Source organism: Rhizobium sp. BR 315, from assembly GCF_050577975.1.
Lineage (GTDB): Bacteria > Pseudomonadota > Alphaproteobacteria > Rhizobiales > Rhizobiaceae > Rhizobium > Rhizobium miluonense.
This window is the reverse complement of the sequence record NZ_JARWKZ010000046.1, coordinates 35,571-49,313: the sequence shown is the minus strand read 5'-3', so window position 1 is coordinate 49,313 and position 13,743 is coordinate 35,571. Positions and strand designations below refer to the sequence as shown.

General features: G+C 60.6%; 10 protein-coding genes and 2 pseudogenes. 2 read left to right on the top strand and 10 right to left on the bottom strand.

Going from position 1 to position 13,743, the window contains the following annotated elements; genetic code table 11:
* The coding region (locus QD409_RS28455; protein WP_430764264.1) for a helix-turn-helix domain-containing protein at positions 1 to 136 on the bottom strand (136 nt) is incomplete at its 3' end.
* A gap of 29 nt (positions 137 to 165) precedes the next feature.
* Here QD409_RS28455 and QD409_RS28450 point away from each other — a divergent pair.
* Positions 166 to 819: a substrate binding domain-containing protein gene (locus QD409_RS28450; RefSeq protein ID WP_430764262.1), complete on the top strand. Its 654-nt coding sequence runs from the start codon at positions 166 to 168 to the stop codon at positions 817 to 819.
* A gap of 97 nt (positions 820 to 916) precedes the next feature.
* On the opposite strand, the pseudogene QD409_RS28445 reads toward QD409_RS28450, so the two are convergent.
* Positions 917 to 1,066 (bottom strand): annotated as a pseudogene (locus QD409_RS28445) (NAD(P)-binding domain-containing protein); the annotation flags it as partial.
* Between the two features lie 31 nt (positions 1,067 to 1,097).
* Positions 1,098 to 1,184, bottom strand: a pseudogene (locus QD409_RS28440) (oxidoreductase); the annotation flags it as partial.
* A 552-nt stretch (positions 1,185 to 1,736) separates the two neighbouring features.
* Between QD409_RS28440 and QD409_RS28435 the strand changes: the two are divergent.
* Entirely contained in the window at positions 1,737 to 2,879 is a 1,143-nt protein-coding gene (locus QD409_RS28435) for a polysaccharide biosynthesis/export family protein (protein ID WP_092855350.1), read from the top strand.
* Positions 2,880 to 2,890: 11 nt separating this feature from the next.
* Here the strand turns inward: QD409_RS28435 and QD409_RS28430 are convergent, their stop codons facing one another.
* From QD409_RS28430 to tssG, 7 genes are read right to left on the bottom strand one after another with little or no spacing between them, the layout of a single operon-like run.
* Entirely contained in the window at positions 2,891 to 3,775 is an 885-nt protein-coding gene (locus QD409_RS28430) for a protein kinase domain-containing protein (RefSeq protein WP_159432221.1), read from the bottom strand.
* A 23-nt stretch (positions 3,776 to 3,798) separates the two neighbouring features.
* Positions 3,799 to 5,184, bottom strand: a complete 1,386-nt coding sequence (gene tagF / locus QD409_RS28425; RefSeq protein ID WP_430764261.1) for a type VI secretion system-associated protein TagF — start codon at positions 5,182 to 5,184, stop codon at positions 3,799 to 3,801.
* A 10-nt stretch (positions 5,185 to 5,194) separates the two neighbouring features.
* The gene (tssM, locus tag QD409_RS28420) at positions 5,195 to 8,677 is read right to left on the bottom strand and encodes a type VI secretion system membrane subunit TssM (RefSeq protein ID WP_430764260.1); all 3,483 of its coding nucleotides are present in this window, start codon (positions 8,675 to 8,677) and stop codon (positions 5,195 to 5,197) included.
* Complete coding sequence (gene tssL / locus QD409_RS28415) at positions 8,674 to 10,197, bottom strand: type VI secretion system protein TssL, long form (protein WP_430764259.1); 1,524 nt, start codon at positions 10,195 to 10,197, stop codon at positions 8,674 to 8,676. Before tssL ends, tssM begins: the two co-directional genes overlap by 4 nt.
* Positions 10,194 to 11,534: a type VI secretion system baseplate subunit TssK gene (gene tssK / locus QD409_RS28410; RefSeq protein ID WP_092855340.1), complete on the bottom strand. Its 1,341-nt coding sequence runs from the start codon at positions 11,532 to 11,534 to the stop codon at positions 10,194 to 10,196. Before tssK ends, tssL begins: the two co-directional genes overlap by 4 nt.
* Complete coding sequence (locus QD409_RS28405; protein ID WP_159432220.1) at positions 11,531 to 12,724, bottom strand: FHA domain-containing protein; 1,194 nt, start codon at positions 12,722 to 12,724, stop codon at positions 11,531 to 11,533. Before QD409_RS28405 ends, tssK begins: the two co-directional genes overlap by 4 nt.
* On the bottom strand, positions 12,714 to 13,739 hold the full coding sequence (gene tssG / locus QD409_RS28400; RefSeq protein WP_092855336.1) for a type VI secretion system baseplate subunit TssG: 1,026 nt from the start codon (positions 13,737 to 13,739) through the stop codon (positions 12,714 to 12,716). The genes QD409_RS28405 and tssG overlap by 11 nt, the downstream gene beginning before the upstream one ends.
* Between the last annotated feature and the right edge of the window lie 4 nt (positions 13,740 to 13,743).

Genomic DNA, 13,743 nt, shown 5'->3' with positions numbered 1-13,743 from the left:
AGTCGGTCTCATCGGAGCGCAGTATCTTGCGGACCGTGTTGCGGGACACATGCAGCTCCCGGACGATCTTCTTCACCGACCAGCCCTGCACATGGAAGGCTCGACGAACACGCGCAATCGTATCCACTCGCTTCAACTCCCCCTCCATCCGCCAGCAAAAGACGGATGGTCAGACGAAACAGGTGGGGGGTCAAAATTGGACGCCGGTCACCCCGCCAGAGGGGTCAATATTCCACGCCGAAACACATCCTACCGCTGATACCCGAGTTGTTGTCGCTTTATCCCGCCCTTCAGGTGGATCTCGTTCTTTCGGATTTCGTGCGAGACATGGTGGAAGATCGTATCGACCTGGCGATCAGGGTGGGGCCTGTCGAAGACTCAGACGCGGTTGTTCGCCGGGTGGCGGTCACGCCCCTCGTTTGCGTCGGATCCCGTCGCTATTTCGAGAAGCATGGGATGCCGAAGTCCCCCGCAGACCTGAGTGAGCACAATTGCCTTCTATACGGTGGCCTAACGGAATTGGCGAAATGGCCCTTCGCAGGTCCGGAAGGACGTTTCAGCGTGCCCGTTCGCGGCAACTTATCGTCCAACAGCGTCGAAACGATCCGGGCTGGAGTTCTAGCCGGCGTCGGAATTGGCCTCTTCGCCAAGGTCTCGCTCGCCGATGAGCTCAATCATCCTGACGTGATCACGATACTCGACGACTTTCTCGACGACGTCAGAGACATCAGCCTCGTCTGGCCGAAGCGTCGGTTCGTGCCGGCACGCGTGCGCCGCGCGACCGACTTCTTTGCAGCAGCCGTTCCGCAGCGTCTCTAGCCCAGGCCGAAGTAACGCCGATCGCCATCGCTGGCGCCGGCGCTGGACGCCTAGGTACCGCGCGCCCTGTCACGGCAACTTCCGCTTATGTGCCGGGTGGGCTGACCTTGGGCCCGATCGCGGCCGCGTCTGCTGCAAAACTTTCCGGGTCACGCGTGGTCGCAACGGTCACTTCAATGCCCTTGCGGGCAAACGCCTTGGCAAGAGCGTGGCCGATCTTGCCGAAGCCAATAATTGCATAGCTCATAGTGCTTCTCCGATCCTGTGTTGACGCCGGTTCAGACCTGCGCCCAACCACCATCGACGGCAAGATCGATACCGGTGATGTAGGAGCTTTCATCGGAGGCGAGGAACGTGAGCGTAGCGGACGGTCCGCTCTCGGCCCCAAATCGGCCATTCCTTCCAGGCAAAGTTGGTGCCCGCTCCTGAGGAATTTCAGGCGGATGCCTTTTTTAACAACAGGGTCGGCGGTTCTGATCGCTTCAAGAGCAAACGGTCTACCCAAGACAGCTTTCAGTATCGGGCGGTCATCCACGGACAAGCGATTGACAAGAGCAACATGGGAACGACCAACGATTCCGAGGCTGTTGAGGTGTCTCGAGACCATGCCGATGTCCGGCCGCATGGGGAAATCCAACGGATGGGGCGATTAAGCTACCGTCGTTTCGATCAATGCTCGTGTAATTCTTAAAGTCCCATTGCCTTGCTGATTCGCACTGCTCAAGTGCTTGAGCCCCCTGGCTTCGCCGCCCCGCGTGGGGCGCCCCTATGGCGCTGAACTGGCCATCGGTTGCTTTTTGGACACAATGGTAAACAACCGAACTGTCACAGTTCATTATTTATCAACCTGGCATATTGCCTCCCGCCTTATGGTTGATATTTCTGCCTTGCTTGTAACATCCGAAGGAGATTCCGGAATGCGGAAATGGGCGGCGGTCTTACCCTTGGTTGTCCTCAGTGCCTGTGCGAGGCCGTCTGATGGACCAAGCGCCCTCAATATTCGCAATGCAACGATGCCCGTCACGCAGCGAAAGATTCCGGTCGTACCACTCTCCGAGGCGCCGATGGCCGCGCAGGTTGTTGCGCCACCCTATGAGCCCACCGATCAGGGGCTTGCAAGCCTCCGTTCGCGCGGCTTTTCGGATGCGCGCCTGCGTCCGGGCGACGTATTCGATGTGACGGTGCTCGATACCGGCGAGGACGGATTACCGTCTGCCACCCAGAGCAAGTCGCTCAATCTCGGCCGCTTCACGGTGGATTCTCGTGGTTTTGTCACCATGCCCTATGTCGGTAAGCAGCGCGTCATCGATTCCACTCCAGAAGGTTTGCAGTCGCAGATCGTCACTGCCCTCAAAGGCTCTTCCGTCAATCCTCAGGCTGTCGTGACGGTCGTCGATAAGCCCTCCAGCGCCGTAACGGTCGATGGTAAGGTCCGCTCCGCCGGTCGCTTCCCGCTGACGGCACGCAAGGAGCGCGTGCTTGACGTGCTTGCCCTTGCCGGCGGCGCATCCTCCGCGCCGGCAAACACGGCCGTGACGCTGACCCGCGGATCGCAAAGGGCGACGGCACCCCTGGATCGCATCCTGCAGGACGATAAGCAGAACGTGCGGCTCGTGCCCGGCGATCAGTTGTTCGTCAAAGGCGCGTCACAGAGCTTCACTGCACTTGGCGCCTTCAAGAGCGTTGGCGAGTTCCCGCTGGAGCCGGGCCAGACCACCTTGGCGCAGGCGCTCGCCCGCGCTGGCGGCCTGCTTGATGATCGAGCCGATTCCCGCAATTTCTATCTATTTCGGAATCAGAAGGTCTATTCGCAGGCTGCATCGACAGTGGCCAAGGGCGCCAGCGGGTCGGCCGTCGTTTCGGTCAAGCCCGTCATTTACAGCGTCAACCTGAAGGAAGTCTCGAATTTCGTGCTGATGCAGCAGTTCAAGATGCAGGATGGCGACACGATTTACGCCAGCAATGCCGACATGGTCGATGCCGCCAAGCTGTTGACCGTCTATCAGAAGAGTGTGCCGACGGCCGCTGCGCCTCTTCCAGGCAGCTCGGCTTCGAACTGACGAGGTTTCAACTAGACCTCACCGATCAAAGCAAGGGCTGCCATTGCGTTCGGCGGCCTCATGGAAGGGGTGAGGTCCGACAGATGCCGGGCGACCGCCTTTAGTGCGATGATCGATTCATCAGTCTCGTTGCAATGTTCAAGAAGCAGGTTCATCAGACGGCCGGCCGAGTAGAGATCGGCACTGAACTGCATGGGGGTATCGGCTGAAACCTCGGGTGCAGTGAAGTTCGGCGTCGCGGCCTTGGCAATATCGAGATCGCTGTATCGCGTTCCGCATTCTACTGCCGTGCCGAAGTCCGCTATCCTCAGCTGATTGAAGTCGCCGTCGCCAAGCAAAATATTAGCCGGAGAAATATCGCCATGAACATGGCCGGCCTGGTGGATTGCGCTCAACCCGATGAGCATGGATCTTGTCGCCGCTCGGACATCGGCGGATGAAAGAGAACCTTCAGCCAATCGTTGCGACAAAGATGGCCCGACCCATTCCATGACGATCGCCAGACGGCCGTCGGGCAAGCGGATGACGGATTGGGTAGAAGCAAGATTGCGGTCGCGTAACACCATTCCGATGTGTGCTTCGCGCAGCAGCAAGGCTTTGGCGGTCGCCTCGTTCGCCCGATCCACCCTGATCGTTTTCATGGCATGGAGCGTGCCGAGATCGCGATGGCGCAATCGGCTGATTTCCGTCCGGTCGTTGCGATGCATGACCGCCTCGACGAGAAACGTATTTCCGATGAAGGTCGGTTCGATCTCTGCCAGCGAAGAGAGGCGCCGGTCCAGCGTATCGCGCAATCGATCGATCAGGAGATCGCGGATATGCTTCGACCGCTCTATCTCGCCATCATGCGTTAAAAGATGTAGTAGTTCCGCAAAGCTTCTTGCAATCTTCCTCATATCCTCAGCGCTTGGATCTTCCATCATGTCGCGCCGATGACGATGGAGCTGACATTTTCGCGACAGTTGGCGATGAGCGCTTCCTGGATCAGCGCCTCCGCAGCTTGTTCCAGCGGCGTCTCGATCAGGATCTCGGCAATGATGCGATCGGTAAGCGTGCGAGAAAGGGGCGCGCTGGCAAGCAGGAGGCGGTCGCCATGGTGAAGCGGATCTCCAACCGTTTCCGTGACGAGTTGATCCGATAGCCCAAGGCCGCGGCCGAGTGTTCGGCGAAGTCCGATGTTGACATGGTCATGGGTCAGCAGCCGCATCGTCCCGTCGCGCAGCAGATAGCATCGAGCATCGCCTACCCATGTGACTGCAAATCTCCCATCAAGCAGCGCGGCGGTCACGACGCTGGCCACGGGAAGCTCCCTCTCGACGTTGGCGCCTTTGGCGCGCAGGATCGCATGAGCATGGCTGAGCTTGCTCCTGATATCCTGCACCAAAGTTTGCAGTGCTTCACGTTGAGGAATACCGGCGAGTATTCCGGTTGTAATCCGAGCTGCTTCGATGGCGCCGATGCCATCGCCGACACCATCGGCGATTGCAAAAATCTGCGGTCTATCGCTGACAAGGAGTGCATCGGCATTCAATGAAAGGCGCGTTCCAGCGTGGCTGGCATGGCTGTCCGCTATAGCGAGCTTTGGCCGGATTGTTGCCGTCGTCTGCTGTGTTTGCATCGGAACAGCGACAGCAGATCGTGCCGGCGGTGCGTCAGTTGCAGGTAATTGGGGAGCTTCTGTCGTGACGAGCTTGACGAAATCCCGTGCAGTGGGGCTCGCCATGGTGCGAAACCCTTTGCCGTGTCGGGTGCCGGGATTGATGCGCCACCAGAGCGAGGCTGGCGTTTGGGCATCGCCCGTGGTCGCCGGTTGCGTCGTTGTTGATTTCTGGTCGATGAATGGCGGGCGAAGTCGCTTGATGCTCTCTGCGAAACGCTGCATCTCGAAATCGGCTTTGCTCGAGGTCTCGGCCAATGCTTCGGCGGCGATAAACCAGCTGTCGTCCTCGCAAAGATCGCGCAAGGGACCGGAGAAGCGCTGCAATTGCGCGGCGATAATCAAGGGGAAGCTTCGGCCGACGCGATCACGGCTGGGCAGGAGAACGCCTGCAATAGCGAATGGTGCCCAGACGCCCTTGCCCACGACGAAGCGCCAGGCTGCCATGGCGTGAAACAGCCCGCGCCAATCCGATCCCAATGCCGCTTCGAGCGCGATCAGGCCGCTGCAAATCCATTGATCGAGCTCGCCTTGCAGACGCAGGCTAAGCGTAGAGGAAACGAAATCGCCATGTGTTGGCAATTTTCCGAAGAAGCCGATTGTGTCGGCCTGCATCGGCGATTGGGTGCGGGCGAGCGGTTCATTCATCGGCGGACCGTCAGAACTGCGCCGGGCAGCTGAAATCGGACAATGCCGGTAGCCGGAAGGGATTGAGCACCGAACCGAACTGCACGTCGAATTCCGCAGTCTGACCCTTGTCTTCAAATCTGGCACGGAAGAGATCGGGGGCTTGAACGGTTACCTTGGCAGCATCGAATAGGCGGAAAGGCGACCAGTCCCCGGTCTGTGTGATGGCCGGCTGCAAATCTCCGGGAAAAAATCTGACTTTGGACTGGTTCTCCGCACCGGCCGCCGGCCAGGCAATGGATTTTGGAACTATTTGGCCATGATTATAAAGGACGTGCTCGCCGACGATATCTACGATCACGGCATTGGCAGACGCCGACAGGGAGACAGGCTTGATATTGATCGATATCGCCGGTTTCTCGCTGCCGGCCGGGAAGAAGGCGTGTTCGATCTTGCTCGCATTCTCGAATTGCGCAATCGCTTGGCTCGGGATGCTGTCGCCGCCGAAGGTGCCGCGCCAACCCCACGGCTGGGCGCTTGTATCGACAAATACTTCCAACCGGTTTTTGAAGAACGTCTGGAGCAGGCCTTGCGGCCCGAACAGCCGGACGAAATCCGCCATGGCGATATCCTGACCGGACGCCCTATCGAAGGGGTAGCGGCCGGTGACGATACGCGCGCAAAGATCCGCGCCTTCACTTGCCCAAAGATCGTTTATACGCACGCGCGCGGCCTTGACCGCCAACGAGCCGATATCGGCGGCAACGGCGACCATCCACGCATCCACGGGCGAGGGCAGCCCGCGAGCCTGCTGCAAGAGGTCTTGATTGGCGTTTGTAAGCTGGCCGCCGGCGTCGAAGACACGCGCGACTTCCACAGTCGAATTTGCGGCGCGTGACAGCTGGCTATAAATATTCTGCAGGATCGGTTGCAGGCTCTGGATCTGGGAGCGGGGCTTACCGCTGCCGTTGTCAGCCTTTCCGTCCTGAGATACCGATTGCGCATTGGCGGCATTCGCCTCGAGTGCGGCCCGCAATGGACCATAGGGATCCGGCGGATTTGCAGCACTTGCCGTGGCGGCTCTCAACGCGGCGTCCGGAACGTCAACGGAGGCAATTTCCGTACCCGCCTTCGGCCGCAGGTCCGTTGCGGCCGCTATGGATTTTAGCACCATCTCAATTGGGTTCGGGTTTGCCGCCAGGATGCGCGCCGTTTCGGTCGCATCCGCAAGGTTGCTCGACGGGCGTATTTGCAGATCGGCAAGGAGCGAAGACCAATGCTGTTGGAAAGCATCGGAATAGAGCTGCAGCGCCGCCTGCGAAATCGCGTCAGTGGTCATTCCCGAGGGAGGTGCGTCGCCGCCACCGCGAACCCATTGCTCCTTGAGCGCTTCCGAAGCGGCAGCAACGACTGTCGACAATACCACGTCGCGGTAGCCCTTGCCCGTGAAGATCCCGGGAATGCCATCGCGTAGCGTCGCCTTCGATTTCCGCTGGAAGATCTGGGCGCCAAGCGGCCCCAACGCATCGGCGGGAAGCCAGGTGTCAAGCTGACGGGCCTGCCGGGAATGAATCACGATATCATAGGCGCGGGCTGCGAGACTTTGCGTATGGATCGCCTCCCGAGCCTTGGCGATCAGGCTGGTGTCGAGCTCGATCGCTGGCAAGCTACCACCAGCCATCGCTTCGACATGGGCGAGAAGTGCCTTGCGCGCGGCAGACCGGCCTTCGCCGGGATAAAGTGTTGCAAACATATCTTCCGATTGCTGCGAGACGAAATCCTTGTCGACCGGCCCCAGCCCACCAAGCATACCGTAGAGTTTCAGGGCATCGAAGGTCTTCTGGACATCCGATGTCTGTTTGAGTTCATTTTGAAGCTCCACCAGCATGCGTGGAAGTAGAAGAGAGTTCAAGGCGCGTTGATAGGCTCCGCGCTGGCGGCTGGCGATCTTGTCTTCCTGGTCGAGGCCGAAACTCGTCGGCCAGACGCGCACCTCGTCGAAGCCGCCGGTGACCGCACGCAGATTGTCGAGCGCCGGCAAGATACGCAGGAAATCCGCATCCGTGACGTCGCGTACCTGAATGCCATTCGCAAGCTTCTCATAATTGTCGATACGCCGTTCGGCTGCAGCGATCGCGCGCGAGTTCTGAAAATAGCTCGCCGTCCAGCCGGTGAAGACGATTGCAAGCGCGACGGCCGCCGCTCCGTAGGCAATGCGTCGGATCATGGCCTGCCGGCCCGACAGCCGCCTGTCGCGCGCGACCAGCGACGCCTCGCCGAAAATGACTTCCTTGAACAGTCGCGACAGGAAATAGCTGCGGCGCGTGCGCGGTGTATCCGTCTCCCGGCTCTGTGTGCCGGAAGCGAAATAGACGCCGCGGACAAGCGGGGATTCGACGAGATAGGAAGACGCGCAGAGCTCACTCAGCAATTCCTGCAGACGCTCGCCCAAGGAGGCAAGCTCTGCGGGGAAGCGGAAGATGCGGCCACGGACCTCGACATTCGGCTCCTGTTGCAGGCGCTCGATCAGCATGGCATCGACCCTCTGCTGCAACAGTGCGAATTCTTCCATGAAACGCTCGGGCAGGTTCTGGCCCTTATAGCTCTCGTCGAGATCGAAGGTCGTGCCCCAGACTTGCTCGCGATCGGTCTTGGCAAGCCCGTCAAAAAACTCGACGAAACCGGTCAAAAGATCGGCCTTCGTCAGCACGACATAGACGGGCACGCGCGCATGCAGGAACTCGTCGAGCTCCGACAGGCGCTTGCGAATGGAGCGGACCTCCTCGAGCTGCACTTCATGATCACGGCTGAGAAGGTCGCCGATCGAGAGCGTGACGAGGGCGCCATTGATCGGCTGCGAGCGACGGTATTTGCGCAACAGCCCGAGAAAGCCTTCCCATCCGGCCTTCGACGCCCCGTTCAAATCATCCTGTGTGGTATAGCGGCCGGCTGTATCGATCAGGATCGCCTCGTCGGCAAACCACCAATTGCAGTTGCGCGTGCCGCCGGCGCCTTGGACGGAATTGCTGCCCATCGCATCACCAAGCGGAAACTTCAGCCCCGAATTGGTCAGTGCCGTCGTCTTACCCGACCCCGGCGCTCCGAAGATGACATACCAGGGCAGCTCATAGATGTAGCCGAAACGCTTCTTGCTGATGCGGCGCAGAAGCAGCAGCGCTTCTCTCAGGCGGCTATGGATTTCGCCCACTTCCGCCTGCTGGCTGGCGGCATCGTCGGCAATACCTTCTACGAGCGCCTTGTCGCGCCTGCGGGAGCGTAGCGTTGTGATCAGCAGGTAGATCAGCCAGCCCGCAATGACCACGCCGATCGCGATTATCCGAGCGGCAGCACTCATTAGCGGCTTGAAGCTGCCATAGCCGGCCATCGAGCCGTAGAACCAGATGACGACGCAGATCGCCGCAACCCAGATCAGCGATATGAAGCGTTGTCCGAGAAGACCGGCATAGACCGAGACGTAGGAGCGAAGCGTGTAAAACGCGCCGAGCGGATTCATCTGGCTCCTCCCGTCGTCGTGGCAGACGCCGGCGGCCTATTGCCTGTCTGCGTTTGAGGTGTTGCTTGCGGGTTAAGGGCCGCCTCGCCGAGGCGCTGCGTCGGGTCGGTCAGCACCAGGATTTCAGTCCTGCGATTTGCCTCGCGGCCCTCCTGCGTGTCGTTGCTTGCCAGCGGGTCGCTATCGGCACGTCCTTCCGTCAGGATCGCCTCTTTGCCCGTGTAGGCCGCAAGGATATCGCCGACGGCGCGAGCACGTGCCTCGGAAAGATGCCAGTTCGATGGGAACTGTGCGGTGCGGATCGGTACATTGTCGGTGTAGCCGACGACAACGGCGCGGAATTTTTCCGAGGCGAGCGCACCGCCGATGCGTTGGAGGAGATCGCGGAATTTATCGCTGACTTCCGCGCTGCCTGTATCGAACAGGCCGGAATTGTTGATGCGGACCAACAACCTTCCATTGGAGTCCGAAAGTGTCACCAGCTTTCGATCGACTTCCGGCTGTAGGAAGGCGAGCAGATTGTCGAGCGGCGTCGGCTGCGGCCTGACGACCGGCGGCGGTATGTCCGGTTGCTTCATCACCGGTGGCGTCTGTGCAGCGACCTCCTTCGGCTTCTCGATCAGGACGCTCGGCGTATCGCGTGGCGGCAGGTTGGCCAGGCGCTCGAAGGTCGCGTCCGAGGCGAGGTTCAGCGAAAGCGTGAAGAACATGTAGCCGAGCGCAAAGAGAAGCGCGAGCACGGAAAGGATCGTCCAAAGCGCAACGGCCGTGCGCAACGGCTTGTGGCGCGCGGAAACCCCGCGCCAATGCGGCGACAGCTCGCGCTCGAAGACGCCGTACTGACCGAGCAGTGTTTTATAAAGGCTATCACGGATGCGCCCGAGTTCCAGCGATCCGCGCGGCGAAACACGCGTGCGACCCTCGAAGGCGAGCGACAGGCAGAGATAGATCAGGAGCAGCAGATCTTTGTTGGCGCCGGGGCTCTGCTGGAAATGATCAAGGAGATCGAAGACGCGGTCGCCGCCGGTGACATCCATGTGAAAGGTCGAGACCAGGCCGGATCGCGCCCAGCCGGCGCGCACGCCCCAGCGTTTGCTCAAAACCACATCATCGATGGTTGCGCAGATGACATAATGTGCCGCGCGCGCCCGCTCGGGGCTGATACGGGCGCTCGCAAGGTCGCGTTCGTAGCGTCCAACTGCGTCGATTGTCACCCGCCGCAACTCGGCAATATCGGGCTGTTCTTCGGTGTTGCGTAGGCCATGGGCGAGATTGAGCAATGGTGCTGCCGAGCGCACGACGGTCGGAACATCCTCGCCGCCGAAGCGAAAGCCGCGGATAAGCGAATCGACGGACCAGCCGCCGCCTGCATCGCCGGCCTTGCCGCTCGGCTGCCGGTCCAGCTCTTCGTCCAGCAAATCGGCCATCTTGCGGGCGGCGTCGTTCTTGCGCGCGCCGTCCTCCGTCAGCTCGATGATCGTCGGTAGCTCGTGCCAGGGTGTTGAGCGTGTTGTGTTCATTCTCTCAGAGCCCACAGTTCCATCTCCAGGCCGGGGAAGTCGCCTGCGAGATGCAGGGCGATCGCGCCGGAGGTATCAAGCTGTTTCCAAAGAGGATTTTTCGTGTCGAGTTCGAAGTAGATCGTGCCTGACCGGTACGGCAGCTGCCGCGGCAGGACGGGGAGAGGCCTGACGGGAATGCCCGGCAGCGCGACATTGACGAGCTCGGCGATCCGCTCCACGGGGCCGATCTTGATCTGAGCGGGCAGCTTGCGCCGCACGTCCTCCGCCGACATTTCCGCGCGCACGGCCAACACAAAACCGGCGTCCTTGAGCAAGGAGCGGTCGTTGATTGTGCCGACGCGAACATCGTGGCGCCGCTCGATGAGCTCGATTGCAACGGCAGCCTGCTCGAGAACTGCCGACAGAGATGCACGAAGATCATTAAAGACAGCCGCAAACGTCGCCTTTAGATCATCGTGGCGATAGGGTGGGAAATCGCTGGCGCGTTTGCGGTCGGTCGTGAAAGTGGCCAGCTCTCCGGCTAGCTGGATGCATTCCTCATAGAAGGTCATCGGATGCATCCGCGATGCATTTGCCGCGATATGGCGCAGCATCGGGTCGGCGCGATTGAGGATGTGCAACAGAAAATAGTCGCCTACTTCTGCGGTGCCGCGCACCGTGGGGTCGCCGATCCGTTCGGCAATCGCCTCGGCGCGATGGCGCACGATGCCGAGCAATTCGGTGATGAGCTCGTTCAGACGCGCTTCGGCGGCGCAATTTAACGACGGAGCGATGTAGTCCGGATCGAGGATGACCGAACGATCGGAGCGAACCTCAATGACACGCGCAAGGCCGATCAGATCATATCCGGCGAGTTCGTCGCCGGTCTTCAGATAACGCAGGCTCAGGCGGCCAACGTCGATCGGCGCCATGAAGTCGGTCTCCATATTCGCATCCGGTGCCTCATATTGCGAGGCGGTGATGCGAACGCTGTTGCGCATGGCGCTGCCGTTCATGGCGACGTCGGCTCTCCCGGGCTGACGCGTCGGCAGAGCCAGATAGACGACGGCGTTCTTCGTGGAATCGTCAAGCTCAAGAGGAGGAGGCAGATCCGCATCGATTGGCGCTTCGAACGGCGTGCCGTCGGGCAGAATACCGCGCAGGTTCGACAGCGCAAACTGGCCGATCGCGAGCGCGCCGCGATCGATGCCGATTTCGGCAATACCCCAGGGGTAGGGCGCAAGCCCCCGGGCGGTCGTGCGGACCAGCCGCTCGGTCCAGCGGTCAGCCTGCTGGAAATGCTGCACGCGAAGGAACATGCCCTCGCTCCAAGCCACGCGATTTTCGTTCTTCATCGGGTGCTGCCCGTCCTCTCCGCCAAACTGGTGATATCCTGCCCGTCGCGGTCATCGGCCGCCGCGCGGAAGGCCTCGGCCAACAGATCGCGGACCGGAATGCTTTTGCCGCTCTTTTCGAACCGTGCGCGGTAGGCCTTCCAGTAATCGCCATTGCCGCGCCAGATGCCCTTGCGCTGGGAGGCATCGACGTGAGCCTCGACCATGCGGGGCTCGAACATCCGGCCGGCCTCGCGAACAAGGTTTTCGAGGCCGGCGTTGAGCGCGGACTGCCTTGCGACGAGCAATCGAAGACGGTCGGCAAGCTGCTCCGTCCGTTCGCGGCTGAACAGCGAAGCGGAGGAATGAGCACGGCTGTCCTCAATTCCGAAAATGGATGCTTCGTCGTCGAGTGTCTGCTCCAGTGTCGAGACGAGCGCTTCCAGTTGGCGCAGCGGATCGAATTGCAGCGCGAAACTCGTATCCTCCGCGCTTTCACCCGCATCATCTGCGGCTCGCGCATCATTAGCCGGGATGATCGTTTTGGTAGTCTCGACCGCCTCCGGGCCGGAACTGCGGGCAACGGCGACGGAGACATGCGTTGCCGCGCCATGTTCCAGCTGGGTGCCCAGCTCGAAACCCGAGTTCCAGTCGTCCGGAAGCACAGGCTTGATGCCGTTGATGTCAGGCGGACCATTCCAGCCGATATCGACGTTCCTGCTCGGCGACTTTTCCATTTTTGGCGATTGTGGAAATGCTGCGATCCAGTCGTCGCCGCTCCGCTGGCCGAGCACGCCCGTTGCCGAGCCGCCGCCGGGCACGATGTCGGCAAGGATCGAGGAGATCGTCATAGTCTCGTCGCTGAGGCGCAGATCGGCGGCCGGATCATCGATATCACGGTCGGCTTCTCCGGTAATGACGACGTTGAACGCGAGATCGCCGAATACGATCTTGGATTTGTCCGCAAGCCTTGCTGTCTCGCCTTCCAGAACGGTTGCACCGTCCACACGGGTGCCGTTGGCACTCTGGTCGCGCAGGAGAAAGCCGGCGCGATCGCGCTCGATCACGCAATGAATCTTCGAGATCAACCGCTGCTGATCGGACACCTGCCAGTCGCAATCCGGCGATCGGCCGAGGGTGCGCTTGCCGCGCTCGAAAAACCATCCCTTGCTGGAACCTTCTCCAGACGTTTGCCGCAGTTCAAGCCGCATGAAGGCCTCCCTGGTCGGATTGCCTTTGGGCATTGCGTGGCTCGATGATGATGGCATCGCCGCTGTCGCGATCAGCTGAAGCGACGCGTGCCCAGCTGTTCCATCCGAGCCGCGGCGGATCACCGCCCTCGCCAAGTCGGCAGAAGGGGATGTGTTCTTTCTTCAGAACCACTTGGATGTCGAAATCGAGCGACGGATCGACATAAAGGCGCGTCAGCGCAAACAGCGCATCGATATTAGCGCTGCCCGGCGCGAGAGAGCGGTAGTCCTCATAATCGACAGGTCCGATCACGACGCGGAAACTGCCGCCAAAATCATGGATTGCCGCACCCGCCGTTGAATTGATGCCAAGTTGTACGCCTTGCTGCTGCCCCATGCGGCTGCGCTCGCCTTCGGGAATGGAGAGCCATCTGCCTTTGAACGATTCGATCGCAACGGGTAGGCCGCTGAATTCCCGCAGCATGGCCCGGAGATTGACCGCATTGCGGGTCCGGGCCGCAAAGAATCCGGAAAATCTGAGGATCAACTCGTCGTCAGCGCGAACCTGCTCCTTCAGCCGGGCCGTACCGAAGCCTGTCAGCGAGAACAGCGTCTTGATGAATGCATTGTCGTTTCTGTCCGCGCTCCATCGCAGCCGCCGAGCAAGACGATATTTGTCACAAGCATCGACGAAAAGCTCGGCAAGGCGGCTCGTGAACAGATCGAAAAAGCTTGAAAGGCCATGAGCCCGATTGCGCTCCTCGCGCATGACAAGCTCATTGTAGCTCGGTGGCATCGCGCCCAACGGGCCAAGAAGGCCTGCCATGCTTGCCTGGACCGATCCTGTCGCCCCCTTCTTCTTGAAGCCGCTGACGGCAAGCGGTGCCGGTGAAACGCCGATGGGGGACGATACGGTCAAATGATCGCCAGCTGCGTGCTGTGCAACGCGAAATGCCGTCGATGGCTCGAAGCGGCCGGGATCGCTTTCGAGCAGTGCGGCAAGCATTTCACTATCACTTGGTCGGAACTGGTCCATCGTC